Annotated in this window: 19 protein-coding genes and 1 other RNA gene; 13 read left to right on the forward strand and 7 right to left on the reverse strand. The window is 73.0% G+C overall.

Features of this window, described 5'->3' with window-relative positions:
- Positions 1-46: 46 nt before the first annotated feature.
- The 4 genes from ABGB06_RS00100 to ABGB06_RS00115 form a co-directional block, all read right to left on the reverse strand.
- Positions 47-946 (reverse strand): carbohydrate ABC transporter permease, encoded by a 900-nt coding sequence (locus ABGB06_RS00100; RefSeq protein WP_347585378.1) that lies wholly within the window; start codon positions 944-946, stop codon positions 47-49.
- A 23-nt stretch (positions 947-969) separates the two neighbouring features.
- A complete protein-coding gene (locus ABGB06_RS00105) occupies positions 970-2268 on the reverse strand; it encodes a sugar ABC transporter permease (RefSeq protein WP_347584419.1) in 1299 nt (432 codons plus the stop codon).
- 84 nt (positions 2269-2352) lie between these two features.
- Positions 2353-3723, reverse strand: a complete 1371-nt coding sequence (locus ABGB06_RS00110) for an extracellular solute-binding protein (RefSeq protein ID WP_347584421.1) — start codon at positions 3721-3723, stop codon at positions 2353-2355.
- 405 nt (positions 3724-4128) lie between these two features.
- The gene (locus ABGB06_RS00115; RefSeq protein WP_347584423.1) at positions 4129-6972 is read right to left on the reverse strand and encodes an FHA domain-containing protein; all 2844 of its coding nucleotides are present in this window, start codon (positions 6970-6972) and stop codon (positions 4129-4131) included.
- A 564-nt stretch (positions 6973-7536) separates the two neighbouring features.
- Between ABGB06_RS00115 and ABGB06_RS00120 the strand changes: the two genes are divergently transcribed.
- From ABGB06_RS00120 to ABGB06_RS00135, 4 genes are all read left to right on the forward strand, one after another.
- Positions 7537-9282 (forward strand): protein kinase, encoded by a 1746-nt coding sequence (locus tag ABGB06_RS00120; RefSeq protein WP_347584425.1) that lies wholly within the window; start codon positions 7537-7539, stop codon positions 9280-9282.
- A 124-nt stretch (positions 9283-9406) separates the two neighbouring features.
- Complete coding sequence (locus tag ABGB06_RS00125; RefSeq protein ID WP_347584427.1) at positions 9407-10699, forward strand: serine/threonine-protein kinase; 1293 nt, start codon at positions 9407-9409, stop codon at positions 10697-10699.
- A 16-nt stretch (positions 10700-10715) separates the two neighbouring features.
- Positions 10716-11822, forward strand: a complete 1107-nt coding sequence (gene prfB / locus ABGB06_RS00130) for a peptide chain release factor 2 (RefSeq protein WP_347584429.1) — start codon at positions 10716-10718, stop codon at positions 11820-11822.
- Between the two features lie 238 nt (positions 11823-12060).
- Positions 12061-12816, forward strand: a complete 756-nt coding sequence (locus ABGB06_RS00135; RefSeq protein ID WP_347584431.1) for an LPXTG cell wall anchor domain-containing protein — start codon at positions 12061-12063, stop codon at positions 12814-12816.
- Positions 12817-12918: 102 nt separating this feature from the next.
- On the opposite strand, the gene ABGB06_RS00140 is transcribed toward ABGB06_RS00135, so the two are convergent.
- Positions 12919-13071, reverse strand: coding sequence for a hypothetical protein (locus tag ABGB06_RS00140; RefSeq protein ID WP_347584433.1), 153 nt, complete (start codon positions 13069-13071; stop codon positions 12919-12921).
- 269 nt (positions 13072-13340) lie between these two features.
- Between ABGB06_RS00140 and ftsE the strand changes: the two genes are divergently transcribed.
- From ftsE to ABGB06_RS00180, 8 genes are all read left to right on the forward strand, one after another.
- Entirely contained in the window at positions 13341-14030 is a 690-nt protein-coding gene (gene ftsE, locus ABGB06_RS00145; RefSeq protein WP_347584435.1) for a cell division ATP-binding protein FtsE, read from the forward strand.
- A gap of 28 nt (positions 14031-14058) precedes the next feature.
- Positions 14059-14970, forward strand: coding sequence for a permease-like cell division protein FtsX (gene ftsX, locus ABGB06_RS00150; protein WP_347584437.1), 912 nt, complete (start codon positions 14059-14061; stop codon positions 14968-14970).
- Between the two features lie 78 nt (positions 14971-15048).
- Positions 15049-16209: a S41 family peptidase gene (locus ABGB06_RS00155; RefSeq protein ID WP_347584439.1), complete on the forward strand. Its 1161-nt coding sequence runs from the start codon at positions 15049-15051 to the stop codon at positions 16207-16209.
- Positions 16210-16270: 61 nt separating this feature from the next.
- Positions 16271-16750, forward strand: coding sequence for an SsrA-binding protein SmpB (gene smpB / locus ABGB06_RS00160; RefSeq protein ID WP_347584441.1), 480 nt, complete (start codon positions 16271-16273; stop codon positions 16748-16750).
- Positions 16751-16798: 48 nt separating this feature from the next.
- Positions 16799-17168, forward strand: a transfer-messenger RNA (tmRNA) gene (gene ssrA, locus ABGB06_RS00165).
- A gap of 123 nt (positions 17169-17291) precedes the next feature.
- Entirely contained in the window at positions 17292-18512 is a 1221-nt protein-coding gene (locus ABGB06_RS00170; RefSeq protein ID WP_347584443.1) for an ROK family transcriptional regulator, read from the forward strand.
- A 75-nt stretch (positions 18513-18587) separates the two neighbouring features.
- Positions 18588-20012, forward strand: a complete 1425-nt coding sequence (locus ABGB06_RS00175) for a glycoside hydrolase family 27 protein (protein WP_347584445.1) — start codon at positions 18588-18590, stop codon at positions 20010-20012.
- A gap of 299 nt (positions 20013-20311) precedes the next feature.
- On the forward strand, positions 20312-22159 hold the full coding sequence (locus ABGB06_RS00180; RefSeq protein WP_347584447.1) for a penicillin-binding transpeptidase domain-containing protein: 1848 nt from the start codon (positions 20312-20314) through the stop codon (positions 22157-22159).
- Here the strand turns inward: ABGB06_RS00180 and ABGB06_RS00185 are convergent.
- A complete protein-coding gene (locus ABGB06_RS00185) occupies positions 22156-23694 on the reverse strand; it encodes an MFS transporter (RefSeq protein WP_347584448.1) in 1539 nt (512 codons plus the stop codon). The genes ABGB06_RS00180 and ABGB06_RS00185 overlap by 4 nt on opposite strands.
- 103 nt (positions 23695-23797) lie before the next feature.
- On the opposite strand from ABGB06_RS00185, the gene ABGB06_RS00190 reads away from it, so the two are divergent.
- The gene (locus ABGB06_RS00190) at positions 23798-24787 is read left to right on the forward strand and encodes a LysR family transcriptional regulator (protein WP_347584450.1); all 990 of its coding nucleotides are present in this window, start codon (positions 23798-23800) and stop codon (positions 24785-24787) included.
- Between the two features lie 96 nt (positions 24788-24883).
- Here ABGB06_RS00190 and ABGB06_RS00195 read toward each other — a convergent pair whose 3' ends face one another.
- Positions 24884-25921 (reverse strand): LuxR C-terminal-related transcriptional regulator, encoded by a 1038-nt coding sequence (locus tag ABGB06_RS00195; RefSeq protein ID WP_347584452.1) that lies wholly within the window; start codon positions 25919-25921, stop codon positions 24884-24886.
- Between the last annotated feature and the right edge of the window lie 73 nt (positions 25922-25994).

Raw genomic sequence — 25994 nt, forward strand, 5'->3', positions numbered from 1 at the left:
CGTCGGTTCCGGTCGGAAGGCCCTGTCGGGCCGTGCCACCGGGCGGCTACTTCACCGCGCCGGCCATCACGCCGGAGACGAACTGGCGCTGGAAGGCGAAGAAGATCGCCAGCGGGATCAGCATCGTCAGGAACGCGCCCGGGCCGAGGACGTCGATGTTGCTGCCGAACTGGCGCATCTGCTGGGTGAGCGCGACGGTCATCGGCGGGTTGCCGGAGTCCGCGAAGATCAGCGCCACCAGCATGTCGTTCCACACCCACATGAACTGGAAGATGGCCAGCGCCGCGATGGCCGGCCCGCCCAGCGGCATCACCACCCGAAAGAACAGCCGGACCTCGCCGGCGCCGTCCAGCCGGGCCGCCTCCAGCAGTTCGCTCGGGATCTCCGCGAAGAAGTTGCGCAGCAGGAAGATGCCGAACGGCAGCCCGAAGGCGGAGTGGAAGAGCACCACGCCGAGCGTCGTCTCGAAGATCCCGAGGGTGTCGAAGAGCCGGGCCACCGGCAGCAGCGCCACCTGCACGGGCACCACGAGCAGCCCGACCACCAGCAGGAACCACCAGTCGCGGCCCGGAAAGTCGAGGCAGGCGAAGGCGTACGCCGCCGCCGCGCCCAGGATCACGACCAGGAAGGTGGCCGGCACCGTGATGGCGATCGTGGTCCATATCGACTGCGTGAACACCTCGGTGCCCAGCAGGGCGTCGTAGTTGACGCCGGTCCACTCGCTCGGTGAGGTCAGCGCCTGCCACCAGCCGGAGGCAGCGATGTCGGTCCGGTCCCGGAACGACGAGGCCAACAGGCCGGCGGTGGGCAGCAGCCAGATGACGGCGAGCACGGTCAGCACCACCTGGACCGCGCCGCCCGAGGCGGCGGAGGAGATCCGGGAGGCGAGGGAGGGCGCCGGAGGGCCGCCGGCCGGCTGGGACGGGGTGTCCGCCGGGTCTGGCAGCTGAGCGGTCTTGGTGGGAGCGGTCACCGCTGGTTCTCCCGTCGCAGCCGTCGGATATTGAAGAACATCACGGGCAGCACGAGCAACAGCAGGAACACCGCGATCGCGCTGCCCAGGCCCGGATTGCCGCCGGGGGTGAAGGACTCGGTGTACAGCTCGAGCGCCAGCACGGTGGCGTCCGACTGGCTCGATGGCGGTGGGATCACGTACACGAGGTCGAAGACCTTCATCACGTTGATCATCAGCGTCACCATGACCACCGCGAGCAGCGGCGCCAGCAGCGGGACGGTGACGCGGCGGAACACCTGCCACTCGTTGGCACCGTCCACCCGGGCGGCCTCCAGGGTCTCCCGGGGAACGCTGGCCAGCCCCGCGGCTATCAGCACCATCGCGAACCCGGCCCACATCCACACGTAGGAGCCGATGATGGCCGGGGTGACGAGCGTCGAGCCCATCCACTCCGCCCCGTTGTAGGGCGCGGTGAAACTGTCGGCGGCGAGCCGCAGCTGCGCGCCGTCCGCCTCCTGGGGCAGCGTGAACGTGCCGTCGGAGCCGGTCTCCGCGGAGGCCACCACCTCGCCGTCGCGCACCGCCTCGACGGTGATCCCGGCCAGCGCCTGCTCGCCGGAGTCGACGACGTTCTCCGCGCCCTCGCCGCCCGGGGTGAAGTCCATCCAGACCGTGCCGGTGACCTGGCCCGGATCGCTGGCCGCGCTCCTGGCCGGCTCCGCGTCCGCCAACTCGGGCGGCGGCACCGCCACCAGCGGCAGCAGCACCGGGGTGCCGGCGGCCACCGGCTCGTCGAGCAGGTACGAGCCGTCGTCCTGGCTGGTCAGCGGGCCGTCGGGCCGCGGCTCCGCGTCCGGCCAGGAGGAACCCGGCGAGAACGTGTCGTGCACGGTCGTCATGACCGCGTTCGCCAGGCCGCGGTCCGGGTCCTGCTCGTACACCAGCCGGAAGATGATGCCCGAGGCCAGCATCGAGATGGCCATCGGCATGAAGATGATGAGCTTGAAGGCGGTGGCCCAGCGGATCTTCTCCGTCAGCACCGCGAAGATGAGGCCCAGCGCGGTGCAGACGGTCGGCGCGACGACGATCCAGATCACGTTGTTGCGCAGCGCGGTCTGCAACGCGTCGTCGGTGAATATCTCGCCGAAGTTGTCCAGCCCGACGAACTTGTCGCCCGACGTGTCGAACAGGCTGCGCCACACCGTGTACCCGATCGGGTAGACGACCAGCGCGCCGAGCAGCAGCAGCGCGGGCCCCAGGAAGCACGCGACCACCCAGGGACGGGCCCTGATCACCGCCTTGCCGGATGCCATGGGATTCTGTCTCCGTCCGTCCGTGAATTCATCCGCGAGTTCGACCGTGTGATCGTCGTGGATCGTGCGTTCGTCAGCGGTCCGTCACTCGGCGTACGCGTCGGTCGCCTGCGACTCCAGGTACCGCTGCGCACCCTCGACGTCGTCGGGGTCGCGCAGGAAGTTCTGCAGGCCCTGCCACATGCCCTGACCCGTGGTGCCGCCGAACGCCGCCGGTGTCTGGTCGGACAGGTCGAACCGGAAGTCGTCGCCCGCCTCGATCAGCGCCTCGGCGATGCCCCGCTGCACGTCGTTGGGGTAGGCGTCGAACTCCAGGGACTTGTTCGGGGAGATGTAGCCGCCGGGCTCGGCCCAGATCCGCGCCGCGTCCGGGGAGGCCAGGAACGCGAGCAGCGCGTTCTGCGCCTCGCTGGCCTCACCGTTCTGGGACACCGCCACCGCGGCGTCGCCCGCGGTCACCACGGGGGAGTCGCCCCCGCCCACCGCGGGGAAGGGGAAGACCTGGGCCTCCTCGCCGACCACCGCGTCGGTGTTGTCGGTGATCACCGCTCCGACGAAGTCGGCCTCGAAGACCATGCCGGCCAGCGGCGTCTCCAGGTCGCTGAAGGTCTGGGTGACCGAGGTCGGGAAGTCCGTCTGCAGCGACCCGGTGGTGCCGTTGGCCACCAACTGCTCCTGGGTGAACAGCTCGCCCAGTGTGGTCAGCGCGTCGGCCACGCTGGGGTCGGTCCAGGGGATCTCGTGGTTGGCCAGCTGGTCGTACATCTCGGGGCCGGCCTGGGAGAGATAGATGTTCTCGAACCAGTCGGTCAGCGGCCAGCCGTCGGCACCCGCCACCGAGACGGGTGCGGTGCCGGACTCCCACACCGTCCACGCGGTGTCGATGAAGCCGTCCCAGGTGTCCGGCGGCTCGACGCCCGCGTACTCGAACGCCGTGTTGTTGTACCAGATCAGCGACTTGTTGGCGGCCTTGACGTAGACGCCGTACTGCTCGCCGTCGACGGCGCCGAGATCACGCCAGCCCTGGCTGTAGTTGGCCTCCAACTGCTCCGTCACCAGATCGCCGACCGGGGCGACCCAGCCGCTGGCGACGAAGTCCCGCACCACGCCGGGCTGCGGGACCATGACGACGTCGGGGGCGGAGCCGCCGGCGATCTTGCTGCCGACGAACTGGGAGACGTTGTCCCCGCTGGGCACGAAGCTCACGGAGGCGCCGGTGGCCTCCTCGAAGGCCTCCATGACGCGCATGAAGTTCTCCTGCTCCGCGCCGGTCCACACGGCCGCGACCTCCAGGCTCTGGCCACTGAGGTCCGGGAGCTCGATGGAGATCTCGACCTCGCTGGCGCCCTCACCCCCGTCGCCGGAGCAGGCCGTCAGCGTCACCGCGCAGGCGACGGCGGCAGCCGCCGCCGCACGCGTGGCCCCCCGCGCCGGGCCCCGGACCGAACCGCGCATGAATACCTCTCCATCTGGCCATCAGGCGCGGCATCGCCCGATCCGTCCAGGGCTTGCCACACCGCACGTCCTGTGGTCGCAATACCTACGCCGGGTCCGCGGGGCAGGCAACCCCGGCCGCTATGTCAAGTCGTCTTTGTGATGCTGCTGTTACCGCCTGCCAGGGGCCATCCGGTCAAGATCGTCGGGAACGGTGTCGGATCGGCCCGGATCGGTCAGACCAGACTCGCCGTCGCCCCCTTCCCAGGACGTTTGCCCTGGTCGCCTCGGGTCAACCCTGGGCGCGCCGCTGGCGGGCCCGGTGGTCACCCGAGACTGGCCGTCGCCGCCGTGCCCGAGCGGGCTTCTCCGTCGCACGGAGTCCTCGGGCCGGCGACAACCTGGCGGCAGCGCAGCCGTGTGCGGTCACACGAGGCTGGCCGTGGCCGCCGTGCCCGAGCGGGCTGCCCGGGCGGCCGCGCTGGCGAGCAGGGCGACGTCCGTCGGGCCGTTCCCCAGCTCTCGCACCGGTCGCCGGGCGGGTGGGTCGCCGGCGCGCGCCCAGTCCAGGCGGGTCACGGTCGGCCGCAGGGTCGCGGTGCGCGGGATCCGGCCGGTGACCCGGGCGGCCTGGAACGGCACGGCCCGCCCGTCGCCGGCCCGCAGCTCGGCACGGCCGGGCGGCTGACCGGTCAGCGCGACCCGGATCGCCGCCGGTGGCGCGTCGTCCGGCAGCACGTCGGCGGGGGTGCCGACGGTGATCAGCCGGACCCCGAGCCGCTGGCCCTCCCGGGCCGCCGCGACCAGCGCCCGCACCATCGAGCCGGCCGCGGGCCGCCCCGGAGCGCCGAGCGCGGGGGCGAGCAGCGCGTCGATGTCGTCGACCAGCACCACCAGCCAGGGCAGCGGGCCGCTGCCCTCGGCGAGCATCGCGGGGAGGCCCGGTTCGCCCGCCGGGGCCCCGGCGTCGGCCGCCGTGGGGCCCGCGCCCAGCAGCGCCTCGTCGCCCGCCGGGCGGGGCGCGGCGATCCGCCCCCCGCGCCGCCAGCCGGAACCGAACTCCGCGTCCCCCAGCAGCGCGGCGCGTCGCTTGAGCTCGCCCCGCAGCGCCTGGGCGAAGGCCCGCATCCGCACCGGGTCGGTGGCCCCGAGGTACGACGCCACATGCGGCAGCTCGGCGCTCGGCCGCAGCCCTTCGCCGGAGCCCTCGACCAGCAGCAGCGACAGGTCGCGCGGGGCGTGTGCCGCGGCCAGCGAGGCGGCGAGCGAGCACAGCAGCTCCGTCCGCCCCGAGGAGCGACCGCCCTCGATTCGCACCGGACCCGCCACGTCGGCCAGCTGGGCGGAGGCGAGGCCCTCGGCGCCCGCGCCCAGCACCAGCGGCAGCCCGCTGGACCTGGCCCAGCGCTCGCGCAGCGCGCCCGGCGTGACCCGGGGCAGGTCGAGCACGTCGAGCAGCCGGCAGGTCGCCGGCGGCGCCGTGGCCGCGCCCGCGGTCGGGCCGCCCGGGCCGCCGGCCGGCTCGCCGACCGGGGCCACGGCGCGGGCGAACCGCTCGGCCCAGGCCGTGGACACCGCGTCGACGGTGGCCACGGGGCCGGCGCCGCCGTCCCGTCCGGCCGGCGCGCCCGGGCCGATCAGCCGCAAGCCCGAGGCGACCGCGCCGCTGAGCAGGCTCACCGCTCCGCACGCCGCGAAGGCGGGGAACGACGATCTGGCCTGGGCGAGCGTCTCGGCCAGCGGTGAGGCCGGGGTGGCCGCCGGCGACTCGGCCAGGCAGAGCAGGTGGATACCGGCGGCCGGGCCCTCCACGGCGAGCCGGGTCAGGGCCTGTCGCAGGTCGGCGCCGCCGACGTCCCCGTCGATCAGCACCACCGTGCGGCGGCCCGTCGGCTCGGGACCGCGGCCCAGCCGCTCGGCCAGCTCCCCGATGCGCGCGGCGGCCTGCTCCCGGTCGAAGCCGACCAGCAGCCGGCAGTCCTGGTCCCGGCGCGGGCGGAGGTGCGGCAGCCAGCCGGTCCAGGACCACTCCTCGGCCCGGCCCGGGGCCAGCACCACGAGCTCCAGCGCGCTCGGCGGGTGCAGCGCGGTCAGCTGGGCGAGCACCGACCGGGCCAGACCGGTCAGCCGCGCCCGGGGGCCGGCCAGGCCGAGCGAGCCGGCGTCGGCCAGGCTGAGCGTGACCGGGGCCGGGCGGCCGTCGGGGCGCTGGGCGGTGCCGAGCCGGAGGCCGAACGCGTCGGGGTGGTCGGGCCCGCGCTCCCAGAGCCGGGGCGGCTGGTCCCTGGCCGGCTCGAGCGCTATCAGCAGCAGCGTGGCCGGGTCCGGCCATCGCACGTCGGCCCCGGGATCCGCGGCGCCCCAGCCCTCGTCCTGACCGCGCCACGCCGGGTGTTCGCCCGGCTCTCCGGCCGAGGGCGGGGGAGACCCCGGGACGAACGGCGGCACGCCGATATGGGTCTCGCCCGCGGCCGCGCCGCCCAGCCGCCTGGCCCAGCCGGCCAGCCCTCGGCCCGGGCGCCGGGAGCCCTGCGCGGTCCCGCCGCGCGGCGCCTCCGGCGGTGCCGCCGGGGCGGCCGGCGGGACGGGGGGCACGGAGGAGTGCGCCGGTCCGGCGACCACGGCGGCGTCCCCGCCGGCGTCCCCGGCCGCGTCGCCCGCGGCGTCACCGGTGATCAGCCGCAGCGTGGACTCGCCCAGCCGCAGCGCGGCCCCGGCCGGGACCGGCACCGGACCTCCGGTGACCGGCCGGCCGTCGAGCTGGGTGCCGTTGGTCGAGCCGAGGTCGGTCACGGTGACCGAGCCGTCCGCGCCGAGCGAGACCGCGCAGTGCATCCGGGAGACGTCCGGGTCGTCCAACGGCACGTCGGCCTGGGCCGACCTGCCGATGCGGATCTCGCCGCCGCGCAGCAGGTGCACCCCCCCGGCGTCCGGGCCGGAGACCACCAGCAGCCGGGCGGGCACGGGCTCGGGCACCGGGGCGACGGTCACGGGGTGGTGGAAGGCCAGCACCGCGCCGTCCACCAGCGGCGGATGGCCGAGCAGGCTGCGCCTGGGGTCCAGCCGGCGGTCCTCGCAGAACACCACGGACGGCGTGCCGGCGCCCGGGGTGACCGCGGCCGCGAGGGCGCCGAGCACGTCGCCGAGCGGCGCGTCGGTGGGCGCGGTGATCTGCACGTCGACGCCGGGATCGCCGGCCTCGGCAGCGCCGGCGGGCGCGGCACGGCCACCGGGCTGTCCGAAAACGGTCAACCTGATCTGGATCGGCATCGGCCCCTCCCGGTCACCTCGCTGGCCCAGGCTGCCACGCCCTCGGACAAGGCCCCGCACCAGGCTCTCGTGCAGCCCGCATACGGGCCACCACCGGCCTCATACGAGCCTCATACGAGGGGGTCGCATGGGATTCGCATCGGATGGTGATGCTGAAAACATCCTCGCACCCGCCACCGACACTCCGTCCCGCGAGTGGCAGTTAGTGATCTTGATTGGCCATTTCTGACCAGATCTGATCGGTAAGTCTCCCGCCCCGCGGCCCCTCATCCGGCGGTCGCGAGGTCGAGCACGGCCCGGCGCACGGGACGCGCGAACGGTCTCCGGGTCTCCACGACGCACACCGTAGTCACGGGCGCCCCGCGCGCCCAAGCGGTATTCCCCGGCCGCACCGCCCGACCCACCCCCCTGACCCGGCCCGCGACCGGCCCGAGACCGGCGAGCGCCGAGCCGTCACGACGGGCGCCACACGCCCGTTCGGGCTTGCGGGGCACGGCACTACAGTAGGGAGCCGGGTCCAGACCCGCCGCAAGCGGTTCACCAGCCAATCACCTAGGAGCACACGTGCGGCCGGTAGGCAGCAAGTACCTGCTTGAAGAGCCGCTGGGACGCGGCGCCACCGGCACCGTCTGGCGCGGTCGTCAGCGACAGACGGCCGGCGCCGAGGCCGCGGTGGCCGGACAGCCCGGCGAGCTGGTAGCGATCAAGGTGCTCAAGGAGGAGCTCGCCCACGACCCGGACGTGGTGATGCGCTTCCTGCGCGAGCGGTCCGTGCTGCTGCACCTCACCCGCGACGATCCGGAGAACATCGTCCGCACCCGCGACCTGGTCGTGGAGGGCGAGCTCATCGCGCTGGTGATGGACCTGATCGACGGACCCGACCTGCACCACTACCTCAGGGACAACGGGCCGCTCAGCCCGGTCGGCGCCGCGCTGCTCACCGCGCAGATCGCCGACGCGCTGGCCGCCGCGCACGGCAAGGGCGTGGTGCACCGCGACCTGAAGCCGGCCAACGTGCTGCTGGCCGGCGGCGGCGACCCGAGCGGCAGCACGCCGATGCGCCCGATGCTCACCGACTTCGGCATCGCCCGGCTCGCGGACTCGCCCGGCGTGACCCGGGCCCACGAGTTCGTCGGCACCCCCTCCTACGTGGCGCCCGAGTCGGCGGAGGGCCGCGAGCAGACCTCCGCCGTGGACGTCTACAGCGCCGGCATCCTGCTCTACGAGCTGCTCACCGGGCGCCCCCCGTTCGCCGGCAGCAGTTCGCTCGAGGTGCTCCAGCGGCACCTCAACGAGTCCCCCGCGCGGCCCGACGGCCTGCCGGACCCGCTGTGGACCGTGCTGGAGCGCTGCCTGCGAAAGAGCCCGGACGAGCGCCCGAGCGCCGTGAACCTCGCCCGCGCCCTGCGCACCGTGGCCTCCGGAATCGGCGACCACGCCACCCGCGAGCAGTGGGCCGCAGCGGCGGGCGTCGCGGCGCTGCTCGCGCCCGATCCGACCCCGGTGAAGGTGCCCGGCACGGGCATCAGCCCGCCGGGATCCGCCGAGCCCACCAGGGCCATGCCGGGCGGCTCGGGCAGCGGCTCGGTCGACCCGGCCGCGGCCACCAGCGTGCTGCCGCACGCCGGGGGTGGCGCCGACCCCGGCCTGGACCGGACCCGCGCCATGCCGTCGCAGGGCGCGCCCGGAGGGCCGCCGGACGACGGTCCGCACCCCTGGCAGGACCAGATGCGCGCCGCCAGGGACCGGAACGAGCAGACCCAGGTCCAGCCCGTGGACCCGGCCAACGACCCGCTCTACCGGCAGCCGCAGCGGCAGCCCCAACGCCCGCCGCAGCGTCAGCAACAGCGCCGTCCGCAGCGCCAGCCGCAGCGTCGGCAGGCGCAGCAGCAGGGCTACGGCTACCCCCAGGGCGCGCCGTACCAGCACCAGCAGCCGTATCCGCAGCAGTACAACGAGCCGTACCAGCCGCCGCCGCACCAGCCCCGGCAGCCGCAGCCGCGCCAGGCCCCCGAGCCCCGGCGGGAGCCGCGCTCCCGGTCCCGCGGCGCCAACCCGATGCGCATCCCGGGCCTGGGCTGCCTCAAGGGCTGCCTCTTCACGATCCTGATACTCGTCGTGATCGCCGTGCTGGTCTGGAACTTCACGCCGCTCCAGGGCTGGATCGCGGACGGCAAGAGCTGGTGGGAGGCCACCAAGGACTGGTTCAGGGACGCCCAGGAGTGGCTCGGGATCATCGAGGAGGCCCAGCAGACCGGCGAGGACCTCCAGAACAGCGTGCCGGACGACGTGCCGACCGAGCTGCCCTAGGCTCCGCGACATCGGGGATTTGTCGACTTGTGGGGGTGGTTTTTCGGCCCTGACACCCCATCAAACGCGGGCAATTCTGGCGTGCTGTCCCCTCGTCGTCAGTGGAGCGTCGTAGCCTCACGCCATGGCACGGAACATCGGCAGCCGCTACACCGCTCACCGCGTCCTCGGCCGCGGCAGCGCCGGCACGGTGTGGCTCGGCGAAGGGCCGGACGGCCAGGTGGCCATCAAGGTGCTGCGCGAGGATCTCGCCGCCGACCGCGACCTCGCCGAGCGCTTCGCGCACGAGCGGCACGCCCTGCTCGGCCTGGAGCATCCGAACATCGTCGGCGTCCGGGAGCTGGTCATCGGCGACGGCGGCCGGGGCGGGCGGGACGTGCCGGACATCGCCCTGGTGATGGACCTGGTCCAGGGGCCGAACCTGCGCACCCACCTCCAGCGCGAGCGCCGCCTCGCCCCCCGGGAGGCCGCCGCCATCACCGCGGGGGTGGCCAGCGGGCTCGCCGTGGCGCACGCCGCCGGGATCGTGCATCGCGACGTGAAGCCGGAGAACATCCTGCTCGACACCGCGGGCGACACCCCGACCGCGCTGCTCACCGACTTCGGCGTGGCCAAGCTCATCGACGAACCGCGGCACGGCGGACGGGGCGGCGTCGTCGGCACCCCCGACTACATGGCCCCCGAGATCGTCGAGGGCCTGCCACCCCGCGCGGCCGTCGACATCTACGCCCTGGTCACCGTGCTGTACGAGCTGCTGGCCGGGTTCACGCCCTTCGGCGGCGGCCACCCCGGCGCGGTGCTGCGCCGGCAGGTCACCGAGAAGGCGGCCGAGCTGCCCGGGCTGCCTCCCGAGCTGTGGGAGCTGATCCAGCAGTGTCTGGCCAAGGCCCCCGCCTCCCGGCTGCGCGCCGTGGAGCTCGCCTCCCGGCTGCGCGAGCTGCTGCCGCGGCTGGACGGACTGCCCCCGCTGGACATCGGCGAGGTGGGCGACGGCGGTGACGCGGACGACCGGCGCGACTTCGAGCGCGCCGCGCTCGCGGAGGAGCTGGCCCTGGCCGGTTCCGGGGCCGAGCCCGGCGGCCCGCGGGCGGCCGTGCCGCTGGTCCGCGGCGCCGCCCCGGACTCGGAGCGCGCCACCCACACCCGGATGCGGGTCCCGGACGCCGAGGAGCTCGCCGGCGGCGCCCACGGCACCGCCCGGACGCCGCGGGCCCTGGGCGAGCGCCGGGCGGGCTCGGCGAAGCACAGTGCGGGCGCCCGCCGCAGACGCCGCCTGGCGGTGACCGTGGCCGCCGCGGTCGGCGCCGGCGCGCTGGGCGGCTGGCTGCTGCTGTCCGGGGGCTCGGACGCGGACAGCGGCGACGCGCCGGCCGATTCCCCGGGAGTGGAGAACGTCGAGGATCCGGTGGCTCCGTAACGGTTAGGCTGGTGATGTGGCAGTCGTCGATGTATCCGAAGCTCTGAAGTCCCTCAGCTCCACGATGGAGTCCGTCGAGGCGGTCCTTGACCTTGCCGCGATGCGGGCGGAGGTCGCCGCGCTCGAGGAGCAGGCCGCGGCGCCCTCGCTGTGGGACGACCCCGAGCACGCCCAGCACGTGACCAGCCGGCTCTCCCTGCTCCAGGGCCAGGTGCGCAAGGTCGAGGAGCTGCGGGCGCGCATCGACGACCTCGAGGTGCTCTTCGAGCTGGCCGAGGCCGAGTCCGACGACGACACCCGCAGGGAGGCCGAGGCCGAGCTGGTGTCGGTGCGCCAGGCGGTGGACGAGCTGGAGGTCCGCACCCTGCTGTCCGGCGAGTACGACCAGCGCGAGGCCATGATCAGCATCCGCGCCGAGGCCGGCGGGGTGGACGCGGCGGACTTCGTCGAGCAGCTCCAGCGGATGTATCTACGCTGGGCCGAGCGCCGCGGGTACCCGACGCAGGTGCTCGACACCTCCTACGCGGAGGAGGCGGGCATCAAGTCGACCACCTTCACCGTGAAGGCCCCGTACGCCTACGGCACGCTCTCCGTCGAGCAGGGCACCCACCGGATGGTGCGGATCTCCCCCTATGACAACCAGGGCCGCCGGCAGACGTCGTTCGCCGGGGTCGAGGTGCTGCCGGTGGTGGAGCAGACCGACCACATCGAGATCCCGGAGAACGACATCCGGGTCGACGTCTTCCGCTCCTCGGGCCCCGGCGGCCAGTCGGTGAACACCACGGACTCGGCGGTGCGGATCACCCACCTGCCGACCGGCATCACCGTCTCCTGCCAGAACGAGAAGTCCCAGATCCAGAACCGCGCCGCCGCGATGCGCGTGCTCCAGGCCCGTCTGCTCGCCCGTCAACGGGAGGAGGAGCAGGCGAGGATGGACGCCCTCAAGAGCGACGGGGGGAACTCCTGGGGGAACCAGATGCGCAGCTACGTGCTGCAGCCGTACCAGATGGTCAAGGACCTCCGCACCGAGCACGAGGTGGGGAACCCGCAGGCCGTACTCGACGGCGACATCGACGCCTTCCTCGATGCGGGCATCCGCTGGCGCAAACAGCAGGGTAAGTAACCTTCACGCAACTTCCACCGGACAGCAGGTATTTAGCGGACATCCTGCTTGACGCTTCTGCGTTTAACGGGAAAGCTGTCCGTCTGGCATGCCTATGTTGTGGGGTGCGTGTTGTGCAAGGGACGGGTTTGAGCCACTGAGTCCCCGGCAACCTTCGCCGCTCTTGCCCGAGGCTGCCTCTGAAACAGGACGACAGGACACTGTCGCGAACTGAACTGCTACAGGGGGTAGTGGATAGATGGCCAGTCCCAAGACACGCGCCACCATGGCGCGGGTCGCCGCGGCCGCGATCTTCGCCGCCGGAGCCTCCCTCGCCGTGGTCGGCACGGCTTCGGCCGACGGCACCACCAAGGCGCCGGAGAGCAGCACCAAGGACGGCGCGATCGTCGGTGCCGTCGCCGGTAGCGACACCGAGGGTGTCATCGTCGGCGTGGTCGAGGGCTCCGACGGCGGTGAGACCGAGGGCGGCGAGTCCGAGGGCACCACCGAGGGTACCGACGAGGGCACCACGGAAGGTACCGACGAGGGCACCACCGACGGCACCGACGAGGGCACCTCCGAGGGCACTGACGAGGGCACCACGGACGGTACCGACGAGGGCACTGACGAGGGCACCACGGACGGTACCGACGAGGGCACCTCCGAGGGCACTGACGAGGGCACCACGGACGGCACTGACGAGGGCACCTCCGAGGGCACCGACGAGGGCACCAGCGCCAGCGGCGGTGTGAACGAGGGCACCAACGGCAACGACCCGGAGCCGGCCACCGAGGGTGGCAGCAGCGGCCCGATCGAGCAGGAGCCGCCGACCGAGGGCGACGTCCCGGTCGAGGAGGTCCCGGAGGAGGACAGCGGTGACGGCGGCGAGCTCGCCGAGACCGGTGCCTCCGGCAACGACGCGCTGCTGATCGTCGGCGCCGCGACCATGATCGCCGGCGGTGTGGCGTTCCGCTACCTGCCCCGGCTGATCAACAAGGGCGCGACCCCGGCCTGATCCGGCGCGCCGCGGCTTTCGGCCGCGCACAGCGTTGACGGGCCCGGAGCATCCGATGCTCCGGGCCCGTCGTCGTGTCTCCGGGGGTGGGTGCGGCGGCTTCTAGGCCGGCCGGGCGACCACCAGGGCGAAGGTCACCAGCGCCAGCAGCAGCGCGACGAGCGCCGCCGGGGTGCTGAGGAACGCCCAGGGACCGCGCTCGGCACGCAGCCGGGCCAGCTGCGCCCGGCAGACCGCGCACCGTGCGTCACTCACCCGCCCCGCACAGTTCGCGCAAACCAGCCAGTCGGCGGTCATGCGATCCTCTCCTCTCGTCTCCCCTCGCTCTCTACTGTGCCAGGCTCCGGCCGCAAACGCAGAGGCGATGGGGGCCCGGGTGGGCAGACCAAAGGGCCGGCGTCGGCCGAACCGGGGCGAAACGGGATGACCTGGGATGCTGCCTGCGGGGGATCGCGGCTTCGCGTAGGGTCTGCCCCAGCGAGGGGGAGCTCCCCGCAAATACCCAGTCCGGACGTGGTGTAACCGTGATTCGATTCGAGAACGTCTCCAAGACCTACCCACGGCAGAACGCCCCCGCCCTCCGCGACGTCACGCTGGAGGTCGAGCGCGGTGAGTTCGTCTTCCTTGTGGGCTCCTCGGGCTCTGGCAAGTCCACCTTCCTGCGGCTGATCCTGCGGGAGGAGCGGGCCAGCGTCGGCTCCGTGCATGTGCTGGGCAAGGACCTCGGCCGGCTCTCCAACTGGAAGGTGCCCCAGGTCCGCCGTCAACTCGGCACCGTGTTCCAGGATTTTCGGCTGCTGCCGAACAAGACGGTCGCGGAGAACGTGGCCTTCGCCCTGGAGGTCATCGGCAAGTCCCGCGGGCAGATCCGCAAGACCGTTCCCGAGGTGCTCGACCTGGTCGGGCTGGGCGGCAAGGACGAGCGGATGCCGGGCGAGCTGTCCGGTGGTGAGCAGCAGCGCGTCGCGATCGCCCGGGCGTTCGTCAACCGCCCGATGCTGCTGATCGCCGACGAGCCGACGGGAAACCTGGACCCGCAGACCTCGGTCGGCATCATGAAGCTGCTCGACCGGATCAACCGCACTGGCACCACGGTGGTGATGGCGACCCACGACGCGCAGATCGTGGACCAGATGCGGAAGCGCGTGATCGAGCTGGAGAAGGGGCTCCTCGTCCGCGACCAGTCCCGCGGCGTCTACGGCTACCAGCACTGATCCCCCACCCCCGAACGGAAAGGACGCCATGCGCGCCCACTTCGTCCTGTCGGAGATCAGTGTCGGTCTCCGCCGCAACCTGACCATGACCTTCGCGGTGATCGTCTCGGTCGCCCTGTCCCTGGCCCTGCTCGGCGGCTCGCTGCTCGCCCGGGAACAGGTGAACAGCATGAAGGACTACTGGTACGACAGGGTCGAGGTCTCGATCTTCCTCTGCAACGAGAACGACGCCGAGTCCGACCCGGCCTGCTCCAAGGGCGCCGCCACCGAGGAGCAGCGGCAGCAGATCGAGGCCGAGCTCCGAGAGTTCGACATCGTCGACGACGTCTACTACGAGACCGCCGAGCAGGCCTACGAGCACTACCAGGAGCAGCAGCAGGACAATCCCATCGCTGCGGTGGTGACGTCGGACCAGATGCAGGACTCCTTTCGCGTGAAGCTGACCGACCCGACGAAGTACGAGGTGGTCTCCACCGCGTTCGCCGGGCGCGAGGGCGTACAGGACGTGGTGGACCAGAGCGACCTGTTGGAGAACCTCTTCAATCTGCTGAACGGCGTCAACTACGCGGCGCTCGGCCTCTTCGCGCTGATGCTGATCGTGGCGCTGCTGCTGATCGTCAACACCGTGCGAGTGTCCGCGTTCAGCCGCCGCCGGGAGACCGGGATCATGCGGCTGGTGGGCGCCTCCAGCTTCTACATCCAGATGCCGTTCATCATGGAGGCGTCCATCGCCGGCATCCTGGGCGCGGTGCTGGCCTGCGGACTCCTGGTCTCCGTCAAGTACTTCATGATCAACAACTTCCTGGCACAGGAGATCCCACTCATTCAGTTCGTGGGGTGGGACGCGGTGGTGTCGGTGTTGCCGTTCGTCCTCGCGGTGGGCGCGTTGATGCCGGCTCTTGCAGCTTTCTTCGCCCTACGCAAGTACCTGAAGGTGTAGTTCAGGTGTGATTTATCCCTGCTCCGCCGTGACGTCCATCACCCATACCTCGTCTCCATCTGTCCTACACTCCGCAGCATGCCGCGAACGTCTCAACTCGTCCCCTCCCGGCCGGTACGGCGCGGAGCGGCGCTCGCGTGTGTCTTCGCGGGCGTGTTGGTCGCCGGCGCCGCGACCGGCTCCTGGCCGGAGGGCGCCGACGGTTCGGAGCTGTCCGCGATGGACGGTGCCGCGGGCGGCGCGGGCGGTGGCTCGGGCGACGACGAGCAGGACCAACAGGAGGCCGGCGACGCCGAGCGGTTGGTGAGCCGCGACGGCGACCGCTGGTCGGCGGCGTACTCGCCCGAGGAGTACGAGGCGCTGCAGCAGGGCCTGTCCGGCGAGTACGTCGGCACGGGCATAACGGTGATCCGCACGCCCGAGGGCCGGATCGAGGTCAACGAGGTGCACGAGGGCAGCCCGGCCGAACGCGCGGGCATCCTCCCGGGCGACGTGATCCGCACCATCGACGGCGACCGGCTGGAGGACGCCCCGGTCACCGATGCCGTGAGCCGGCTGCGCGGCAGCGACGAGCCGGAGCGGGCCGGCCCCGGCAGCACGGTGCTGCTCGGCCTGGAACGGGACGGCCGGCGCTGGGAGGTGGAGGTCGAGCGGGCCCGGCTCACCACCGAGACGGTGACGGTCAGCCAGGACGCCCCGGGCGTGTCCCGGATCGAGGTGTCCTCGTTCACCCGCGGCGCGGCCGAGCAGCTGCGCGCCGCGGTGGCGAGCGTTCCCGAGGGGGACGGCATCGTGCTCGACCTCCGGGGGAACGCGGGCGGCCTGCTGACCGAGGCCGCGGAGGCCGCGTCCGTCTTCCTCGACGGGGGACTGGTCGCCACCTACGACGTGCACGGCGAGGAGCACGCGCTGCACGCCGAGCCGGGCGGCGACACCGACACGCCGCTGGTGGTGCTCGTCGACGGCGGCACCATGAGCTCGGCCGAGATGGTGACCGGCGCCCTCCAGGACCGGAACCGCGCGGTGATCGTGGGGTCCCGGACCTTCGGCAAGAGCACGGTGCAGATGCCGAGCGTGCAGCCGGACGGCTCGGTGGCCGAGCTGACGGTCGGCCACTACGTCACTCCCTCGGGTCGCACCATCGACCAGCAGGGGATCCTGCCCGACCTGGTGGTGGCCCCGGGTGCGGACGCCGAGGCGGAGGCCGAGGCGCGCACCGTGCTGGGCGGCCTGTCCTGACAGGTGCCGGTCCAAAAAGGGTGGCGGGTTCGCGCGCCCGCGCACGTAGAATGGGCGCGTCATGGCTAAGGAGACCGGGCGCAAGCTCATCGCGCAGAACAAGCGGGCGCGGTACGACTATCACATCCTCGACACCTACGAGTGCGGGCTGGTGCTCACGGGCACCGAGGTGAAGTCGCTGCGTCAGGGTCGGGCGTCGCTGGCGGACGGGTTCGCGCAGCTCGACGGCGGCGAGGTCTGGCTGCACAACGTGCACATCCCGGAGTACGCACAGGGCACCTGGACGAACCACAGCGCTCGCCGGAAGCGGAAGCTGCTGCTGCACCGGGCCGAGATCGACAAGCTGATCGGCAAGACGCAGACCGCGGGCCTGACCCTGGTGCCGCTCGCGCTGTACTTCGTGGACGGGCGGGCCAAGGTCGAGGTGGCGCTGGCCCGCGGTAAGCGGGAGTTCGACAAGCGGCAGACGCTGCGGGAGAAGCAGGACCGCCGGGAGGCCGAGCGGGTCATGTCGTCGGCCCGCCGCCGGCAGCGGCAGTGACGTATACTGGTGGTCTGGCCCTCGGGTCGGTGCTTCTTAACTCAACATGGGGATGATCGGTTTCGACAGCGGATGTCGAAGCAGGGGAAGCGAGCCGAGGAAGCGGCAATGATCTCGCTAACCATATGTCGCAAAAAAATAATCGCCGAAACCAAGCGCGATTCCTTCGCCCTCGCTGCCTGAGTAGCGACCTGCGAAGTGTCAGCCCGGGGCTGTTCCCGACCCGGTCACTGGCATCAGCTAGGGGACTAACCGTTTGCTCCGGTCACGGGAGTAACCGGGACATCACACAGTGACTGAGCCCGTCGGAGACTTGTCCGCGTGATCTCCGGGGCTGAGAAAATCGTAGCGGACTGCGCTCGGAGAAGCCCTCCTTCTGCTCCGTTGGACGCGGGTTCGATTCCCGCCATCTCCACCAGTACGACCACGAAGGGTCCTACCGTCGGTGACGACGGTAGGACCCTTCGTGCGTGTGCGGGGTTCACCTGCTTTTTTGATAGGGTGAATAAAGTCCCCGCCGCCCGTGATGTCAGGAGGCCCGATGGGTGCCGGCCAGGGCGCCGTGTTTCCCCTGCGGAACCCCGCCGCGCACGCCGTGTTCGCCTCGATCCTGGCCCACGGCTCCTCCTCCCGCGGCGCCGTCGCGCGCCGCACCGGCCTGTCCGCCGCCGCCGTCACCAAGGCCGTGCGGCCGCTGATCGCCGCGGGCCTGCTCGTCGAGGGCGAGGCGACGACGGGCGCCGTCGGCCGGCCGGTCAGGGAACTGCGGGTGCGGGCCGAGGCCGCCTCGTTCGTCGGGGTCAAGCTGACCGGCGCCGACGTCTACGCCGCGCTCGCCGACTTCTCGGGAGCCGTGCTGGCCACCGGACACACCGCGCTGACCGGCACGGAGGTGGCGCCGGCCGTCGCCGACATCGCGCGCCTGGTGGAGCGGCTCTACGCGGACGCCGACCAGCTCGCGCCGCCGGCGTACGCCTGCGTCACGGTCTCCGGCGACGTGGACCGGGCGACCGGGCTGGTCCGCTTCTCGCCGTTCCTGGGCTGGCGGGACGTGCCCCTGGCGCGGCTGGTCGAGGCGCGGCTGGGCGTGGGCGTGGTGGTGGAGAACGACGTCAGGGCGCTGACCCTGGCGGAGGGCCTGACCGGCGCGGGCGCCGGCGCCTCGCCGCTGGTGGTGGTCACGCTGGGCGCCGGCATCGGCTGCGGCCTGGCCGTCGGCGGCGAGGTGCTGACCGGCGCGCACGGGGTGTCGGGCGAGCTCGGCCATGTCCCGGTCGGCGATCCCGCGATCCGCTGCTACTGCGGCGGCCGGGGTTGCGTCGAGGCGGTGGCCGCGGACCCGGCGATCGTGCGGCGGGTCACCGAGGTGACCGGGGTGCCCGTGATGACCGTCGCCGAGGCGGCCGTGCTGGCCAGGCGCGGCGGCGCGGCGGCCGACGTCTTCGCCTCGGCGGGCGCCGCGATCGGCCGCGCGCTGGCGGCCGTGGTCAACCTGGTCGGCCCGGAGCGGGTGGTGGTCAGCGGCGAGGGCCTCGCGTACTTCGACCTCTTCGCCCAGCACATCGAGTCCGCCTTCGCGGAACAGGCGTACGGCGCCACCGCGCGCTGCGAAGTCAGCCTCCAGCCGCGCACGTTCGAGGACTGGGCGGCCGGCGCCGCCGCCGTGGCCCGGCACGGCTTCGTGGCGAGCGGGCCGGCGGCCACGGCGTCCGCATCATTTATTGACAACGGAAAAGAATCGCCTTACGGTCCCCTTACATGACGGACGGCGTGACCAGGCCGTCGCAGAGAGGGGAACGCGATGACGCACCTCAGCAGGATCGTGGGGGGAGCGGGAGTGGCACTCCTGATCCCGGCCCTGCTGGTCACACCAGGGGCCTCGGCTGGCGAGTCCTCGTCGGCGCCGGACGCGGGGGCGGCGTTAGCGGTGACCTCGGCGGAGGCGGACACCGGGTCCGGGGGTGACTTCAACAGTCGGCCGTACCTGGGCTGGAGCAGCTGGTCGCTGCAGGCCACCCAGTACCCCGGTGTCAACCCGCAGGGCCGGTTCAGCTGGCTCAACGAGGAGAACCTCCTGGCCCAGATCGACGTGCTGGCCGAGGACCTCAGCCAGCACGGATACGAGTACGTCAACATCGACGCCGGCTGGTGGATGGACTGGGACTGGAACCCGGGGTACGACCGGTTCGCCCGGCAGACCACCGACCTGGACCGCTTCCCCTCCGGCATGGAGTACATCGCCGACTACGTCCACGACCGGGGCCTGAAGCTGGGCGTCTACCTGCCCGTCGGCCTGGAGATGGGCGCGTACAACAACGGCGAGAGCCCGATTCACGGCGCCCCCGGCTGCACCACGGCCGACATCGTCTACGACGACCTGCGCCCCACCAACGGCTTCGGCGAGACCGGCAGCGCCTACGCCATGGACTTCTCCGACCCCTGCTCGCAGCGGTACCTCGAGTCGCTGGTCGACATGTTCGACGAATGGGACGTCGACCTGCTCAAGCTGGACGGCGTCGGCCCCGGTTCCCGGCGGGACCCGGCGGTGGACGGCGAGAACTACAACAACATCCCGGACGTCGCCGCCTGGCACGAGGCGCTCCGCGGCGAGGACATCCACCTGCTGGTGTCCTGGGCGATGGACCGCGACTATCTCGCCGACTGGCAGGCGTACACCGACTCCTGGCGGGTCGGCGGGGACGTCGAGTGCTACTGCGAGACCATGACCAGCTGGCGGGCCAGCAACCAGAGCATCCGCGCCACGGGGAACTGGATCGGCGCCGCCGGACCCGAGACCGGCTGGAACAACCTGGACTCGCTCAACGTCGGCGTCGGCGAGATGGACGGCCTCACCGAGGAGGAGCGGCGCACCGTCTTCACGTTCTGGGCGCTGGCCGCCTCGCCCCTCTACCTCGGCGACGACCTCACCAGGCTGGACGACTTCGGGCGCTCGCTGATCACCAACGACGAGGTCATCGGCATCAACCAGCTCGGCATCCCGGCCCAACGGGTGGGCGAGGCGAGCCCGATCCAGGTCTGGTACCTGGAACGGCCGGACGGCTCCCTGGTGGTGGGGCTGTTCAACCTCAGCGAGGCGGCGGCGGACGTGGCCGTGTCCTGGGACGAGCTCGGCCTCTCCGGCTCCGCCCAACTCCGCGACGTGTGGGCCGACGAGGACCTCGGCGCGCACGAGGACGGCTTCAGCGCCAACATCGGCGCTCACGGCAGCCAGCTGATCACCGTCACCCCCTCGGGTCGCTGACCCGGAGCGGGGGCGACCGCGGAACTCGCCCGGGGGCGCACCCGACCCCAGCGCCCCCGGGCGTCCGCGTCTCTCGCCGCACCCCGACGGGTGGGGGCCTCCCCCGGCCGGCGCCCTCGGGCGTCGGCCGCTTCGTGTCCATCCCGTGAGGTGTGGCAGCGCCCTGAGTGACAGTCGGTCCCGCTAGGGTGCAGAGCATGGGGAACAGTGGGACTTCGGGGTGGGATTCGGGACCTACGGGTGGATGGGGGTCCCCCCGGCCGGCGGCTGGGGGAGGCTCCACACGCCGCACCCGGCTGGTGATCATCGCGGTCGGCGTGGCCGTGGCGGTGCTCGTCGCCGTCGGCGCGGTGCTCCTGTTGCGCGGCGGAGGCGGCGACGAGCGGTCCGAGGAGGCGCGCGCGGAGACCGGGCGCTTCCTGGACGCGTGGGCGGCCGGGAGGTTGGCGGACGCGGCGGACCGCACCGACGACGCCGAGGCGGCGCTCTCGCTGCTGGAGTCCGTCGACCAGAACATGCATCCCGAGGAGTTGAGCTTCGAGATCGCGGACGAGGCGGGGGAGGAGCGCGGCGAGGACGGCGCGATGGCCGTTCCGTTCACCGCCACCTTCACCCTGGAGGGCCTCGGCGCCTGGTCGTACGACTCCACGGCCGTGCTGCTGCCCGGCGACGCGGAGGGCTGGACCGTGCGCTGGGAGTCCGCGCTGGTGCATCCCCGCCTGGAGGAGGGCCAGACCCTCGTGCTCACCACGGAGGAGGCCGAGCGCGCCGCGATACTCGCCGCGGACGGCAGCGAGTTGGCCGGCCCGACGGACGTCTGGCACATCAGCATCTGGCCGGCGCTGCTCGACGACCCGGACGAGGCGTACCGGGTGCTCGACGACCTCGACGTGGGCATCGACACCCAGGCGCTGGCCGACGAGGTGGAGGCGGCCGACCCCGACCAGGCGGTCCCCGTGATCACCCTGCGGGACTCCGTGTACGACGAGCACGCGAGCGACCTGCGGGCGGTGGCCGGGCTGCAGTTCGAGGAGGACACGCGGTCCCTGCCGCACGCGGCCGAGGCCCTGGTGGGCGGCGTGGACCCGGAGACCGGCGCCGGTTCCAGCGGGCTCCAGAGCAGGTACGACGAGCAGCTGGCCGGCACGCCGGCCGGGGCCGTGGTGATCGCCGACCGGGAGTCGGGCGACGCCGTCTCCACCCTGCACGAGCAGGAGGGGCGCGAGCCGGGCACCCCGGTGCGGACCACCATCGACCCGGAGGTGCAGCGGGCCGCCGAGGACGCGTTGCGCGACCTGGACCAGGACGCGGCGATCGTCGCGCTCCAGCCGTCGACCGGCCACGTGCTGGCCGCCGCCGACCGGCCGTCCGACGGGTTCAACCTCTCCCTGCAGGGGCAGTTGGCGCCCGGTTCCACGTTCAAGATCGTCTCGACGGCGGCGCTGCTGGAGGGCGGCACGCTCCCCGCCGACCAGGTCGGCTGTCCGCAGTACGTGGACGTCAACGGCCAGACCTTCGAGAACCAGGGCGAGTTCGAGCTGGGCCCGGACACCACGCTGCGGGAGGCGTTCACCGAGTCCTGCAACACCGCCTTCATCGACAACCTCGACCGGTTCGAGGAGGACACCCTCCACCAGACCGCCCAGGCCTTCGGTATCGGTGCGGAGTGGACCGTCGGCGCCACCACCTTCGACGGCTCGGTGCCCCCGGCGGACGGTGAGAACGAGCTCGCCGCCTCGCTGATAGGACAGGGCCGGGTGCAGGCCAGCCCGCTGGTGATGGCCTCGGTGGCGGCGACCGTCGACACGGGCGCCTTCCACCAGCCCGTGCTCGTCCCCGACGCGGTGTCGGATCCGTACCAGGCCACGGCGGAGTTGTCGGGGGAGACCTTCGACGCGCTGCGCGCCCTGATGCGGGACACGGTGACCGAGGGCTCGGCCTCGGCGCTGGACGGCGTCCCCGGCTCGCCGCACGCGAAGACCGGCACCGCCGAGTTCACCGACGAGAACGGCGACCTGTCCACCAACGCCTGGATGGTCGGCTACCTGGGCGACGCCGACCTGGCGTTCGCCGTGGTGCTCACCGACGGCGGCTCCGGCGGCGCGGACGCCGGCCCGGTCGCCGCCGACTTCCTCGGCGCGCTCTAGCCGGGCCGCGCCGGCAGGGACCCGAGCCCCGCCGGCCGGTCCCGGGTGATGGCACCGGCCGTGCTGACGCCGGGCCGGCGGAGGGTGGTGAGGGCGAGCGTCGCCGCGAGGGCCGCGGACATCGCCGGGAGCGCGTAGCCCGGGGCGGCGCCGTGGTGGTCCACCACCCAGCCGCCCCCGGCCGAGCCCAGGGCGATTCCGGCGAGCAGCGCGGTCACCATCAGCGTCATGCCCTCGTTGAGCCGACCCGCCGGGACCAGCCGCTGCACCAGGGTCATCCCGGTCACCATGGTCGGGGCGGTCGCCATGCCGGCCACCAGCAGCGCCGGGGCCAGCAGGGCCAGGTCACCGGCCCGCGAGGCGAGCAGCGGCAGCGTCATCAGCACCGCCATCGCCGACACGCACACCACGAACCGCCGTCGCGCGGAGCCTCCCGCACCCGTCGGCTCGTGCCCCGCGCGGCCCCCGGTCATCAGTCCGAACACCAGGCCGGCCGCCGCGGAGCCGGCGGCCTGGGCCGCCAGCACCACGCCGGCCCAGGCGCGTTGTCCGCGCTCGTCGGCGAAGCCGACCGTCACCACCTCCAGCGCGCCGAACACCGCGCCGGTACAGGCGAAGGTGCCCAGCAACGCCGGCATTCCCGGCCGCCGCGGCAGCCACCCCGGCCGGGCGCCGCGCTCGACCCCGCCCTCCCGGCCGAGGGTTGGATGGGGATCCCCCCGGCCGAGGGTTGGATGGGGGTCCCCCCGGTCGAGGGTTGGATGGGGGTCCCCCCGGCCGAAGGTTGGGGGAGGCTCGGTGCGGCGCTGCGCGGCGAACGCGAGCATGCCGCCGAGCAGCAGCGCCGCGCCGACCAGGGTGCCGGCCTCCGGAAACAGCTGGGTGCACAGCAGCGCGGCGAGCACCGGACCCAGCATGAAGCACAGCTCGTCGGCGGCCTGCTCGAACGAGTTCGCCGCGTGCCGGGCCGCCGCGTGCTCGGCGGAGTCCTCCCCGAAGGCGAAGGCCCACCTGGCCCGCGACATCCCGCCGGTGTTCGGCGTGGTCGCGGTCAGCAGCGCGCAGCCGAAGTACGTCCACGCCGGCGCGTCGAGCCGCAGGCAGAGCAGCAGCGCCAGATGTCCGCAGACGCACAGCGCCGCCGCCGGCACCGCGATCCTGGACTGGCCGCGCCGGTCCACCAGCCGCGCGACCAGCGGCCCGACCACCGCCGAGGCGGCGAGTCCGGTGGCGGTCACGGCCCCGGCCAGCGCGTACGAGCCGTGGTGCGCGGTGATCATGATCACCGCGGCGACGCCGAACATCCCCATCGGCAGGCGGGCGACGATGCCGGCCACGGCGAACGGCAGCGCCCCCGGCAGGGCGAAGATCCTGGCGTAGGGGCCGGTCCGGCGCCGGCGCCGGACCGGCCGCCCGGGCGGCGGCGGGGGGTCGCGGCGCGCGAGGACCAGCGTGCCGCCGGTCTGGGTGATCAACGGCGGATGTCCGTCGGATCGTTCGGGCCGCGAGGCCGTGACCTGGTGAAAAGGAGGCATGACGGCCACCCTGACGGAGCCCGGACAGCGGCGTCCAACACCTGTTCGGACGCGATTCACGCGCTCGCGTTGTGAATGCCGCGGGGACCGCGAGAATGGCGGCATGGCGCACCATGGCTTCGACACCGATCCCCGGCTGCTCCGCGCCTTCGCCGTGCTGGCCGACGAACTGCACTTCACCCGGGCCGCGGCCCGCCTCTTCGTTGCGCAGCAGGCGTTGAGCCGCGACATCCGCCGGCTGGAGCGGGAGTGGCGCACCCCGCTCTTCGTCCGCAGCACCCGTCGGGTGGCGCTCACCCCGGAGGGCGAGCGGCTGCTGCCGGTCGCCTTGCGGGTGCTGGCGGCGTACGACGACCTGACCGCCGCGATCGGTGCGGGCGCCGACCGGCCGCTCGTCGTGGACGTCCAGGCGCAGGTGTCCACCGGCCGGCTGGTGCTCGAAGCCGCTCGCCGGGCGGTGGACGAGCGGGAGCTCGACCTGGAGTTCGTGGCCCGTTTCCACAGCGGCCTGACCAGGGCGGCGGACGAGATCGCGGGCGGGCGGCTGGACGTCTCCTTCGGCCGGGTCGCGGGCCTCGACCCGGCGTTGCGGACCGGCCTCGCCCACCGGCTCGTCAGGTACGAGCGGGTCGCCGTGCTGGTGCCCGAGGACCACCGGCTGGCCGCGCTGCCCGAGGTGCCGCTGGCGGCGCTCGCCGGCGAGACGCTGTACGCCGCGGCGGGCAACGCGGACACCGCCGAGTGGACGGACTTCGCCCACCAGCTGCTCGACGGCACGGGGGCGGCCCTGGCGCCGCCCTTCCCGCGGATCGAGGGCGACGCGGAGTTCGTCCGGGTGATGCGGCGGCAGGGCTGGTCGGTGCTGGCCAGCGAGCTCTTCCTCGGGGTGCCCGGCATGGCACTGCGCCCGCTGACCGACCCGGTGCCGCTGTCCCCGGTCTCCCTGGTCTGGCGGTCGGGGCTGCGGCATCCCGCGCTCGCCGCGCTGCTCGACGCCGCCCGCGACCTGGGCGCGGCCGGGGGATGGCTCGACCACCCGCCCGGCGCGTGGCTCCCGGACGCCGACCGAAGGCTGCTCGCCGCGGCCGGCTGATGCTGCCTGGCGGGGCCCCGCCCGTTCCGGCTGACCGTCAGCGCCGGGCCGCGGGGGGCGAGTCAGCAGTGTCGCCGACCTGCCGGAACGGCGCGGCTAGGGCCAGGCTGCCGGGGCGAGCCAGCCGCGTTGGGCGGCGCGGGCTCCGGCCTGGAAGCGGTTGGTGGCGTCCAGGCGTTCCATCAGGCGCCCGACGAGGCGGCTGACCGAGCGCTGGGAGATGCCCAGCTGGCCGGCGATCGCCTCGTTGGTCTTGCCGGCCGCCATCAGCAGCAGCACGTCCCGCTCCAGCCCGCGCAGCACGGCGTCCGACGCTTCTCCCGCGCCGGCCGCCGCCTCCTCCTCCAGGTAGTCCTCGGCCTCCTCCCAATAGTGCGCGAACAGCTGTCCGAGGAAGCCGAGCACCGCGGAGTCCCTGATCAACGCCACGCCGCGCCCCGTGTTCCCCGGGTCGAACGGCAGCACCGCGCAGGCGCCGTCGTAGAGGAGCATCCGGGACGGCAGGACGCTGGTGCAGCGCACCTCGGCGCCCGCCCTGACGATGGTCTCCACGTACTGCGCCGTGGCCCGGTGCCCCCGCGCGCTGTACTGGAGCAGCATCCGCAGCCGCACGCCTCGGCCGAGCACGTCCAGGTCGAGCGGGAGCGCGGCCCGCATCGCCTCCTCGTTCGGCGCCCCGCCGGGCGACAGCACCTCCACGGAGCTGGTGCAGTTGCGCGCCAGGTCGTCGATGACCGAGCGGACGTTGCCCAGGTCGCTCACGATCTCGATGCTGCTGGTCGCCGACCGCAGGCTGCGCGCCTCCAGGTAGTCGCCGGACAGCGCGTGCATCTGCTCCCGGGTGGCGGCCATCGCGATCCGGCGGCGCAGGATGTCCTGCTCCATCGGGGCCAGCAGCGACTCCGCGGCGCTCTCCGGGCTGATCGCGACCCAGCCGCCGCCGGGGGAGGGCTGCAGCAGACCCAGCACCGAGAGCCGTTGCTCGGCCCGCGACACGTCCGCGGGGGTCACCCCGGCGCGCACGGCCAGCTGGCTCACCCGGTCGGTGGGGTGCGTCACCCGGAGCTGGTAGACACGGAGCGTTACCCCATCGATCTCGTCGTCGATCTCGTCTATGTCCCCAATGTCCCGCACCCTTGTCCTCCGCCAGCGTTCAGTGTCCCGGCCACGCGGGGCCCCGGCATCCAGAATGTCACTGTCCGTGCAA

It is taken from the genome of Streptomyces sp. B6B3 (genome assembly GCF_039871525.1).
In the GTDB taxonomy this organism is placed as follows: Bacteria; Actinomycetota; Actinomycetes; order Streptomycetales; family Streptomycetaceae; genus Streptomyces.

Excerpts from the sequence above, each read along its gene's own strand:
- ABGB06_RS00105 (WP_347584419.1), bottom strand. The coding sequence starts at position 2,268 with ATGGCATCCGGCAAGGCGGTGATCAGGGCCCGTCCCTGGGTGGTCGCG.
- ABGB06_RS00110 (WP_347584421.1), bottom strand. The coding sequence starts at position 3,723 with ATGCGCGGTTCGGTCCGGGGCCCGGCGCGGGGGGCCACGCGTGCGGCG.
- ABGB06_RS00115 (WP_347584423.1), bottom strand. The coding sequence starts at position 6,972 with ATGCCGATCCAGATCAGGTTGACCGTTTTCGGACAGCCCGGTGGCCGT.
- ABGB06_RS00125 (WP_347584427.1), top strand. The coding sequence starts at position 9,407 with ATGGCACGGAACATCGGCAGCCGCTACACCGCTCACCGCGTCCTCGGC.
- ABGB06_RS00135 (WP_347584431.1), top strand. The coding sequence starts at position 12,061 with ATGGCCAGTCCCAAGACACGCGCCACCATGGCGCGGGTCGCCGCGGCC.
- ftsX (WP_347584437.1), top strand. The coding sequence starts at position 14,059 with ATGCGCGCCCACTTCGTCCTGTCGGAGATCAGTGTCGGTCTCCGCCGC.
- ABGB06_RS00155 (WP_347584439.1), top strand. The coding sequence starts at position 15,049 with ATGCCGCGAACGTCTCAACTCGTCCCCTCCCGGCCGGTACGGCGCGGA.
- smpB (WP_347584441.1), top strand. The coding sequence starts at position 16,271 with ATGGCTAAGGAGACCGGGCGCAAGCTCATCGCGCAGAACAAGCGGGCG.
- ABGB06_RS00170 (WP_347584443.1), top strand. The coding sequence starts at position 17,292 with ATGGGTGCCGGCCAGGGCGCCGTGTTTCCCCTGCGGAACCCCGCCGCG.
- ABGB06_RS00185 (WP_347584448.1), bottom strand. The coding sequence starts at position 23,694 with ATGCCTCCTTTTCACCAGGTCACGGCCTCGCGGCCCGAACGATCCGAC.
- ABGB06_RS00190 (WP_347584450.1), top strand. The coding sequence starts at position 23,798 with ATGGCGCACCATGGCTTCGACACCGATCCCCGGCTGCTCCGCGCCTTC.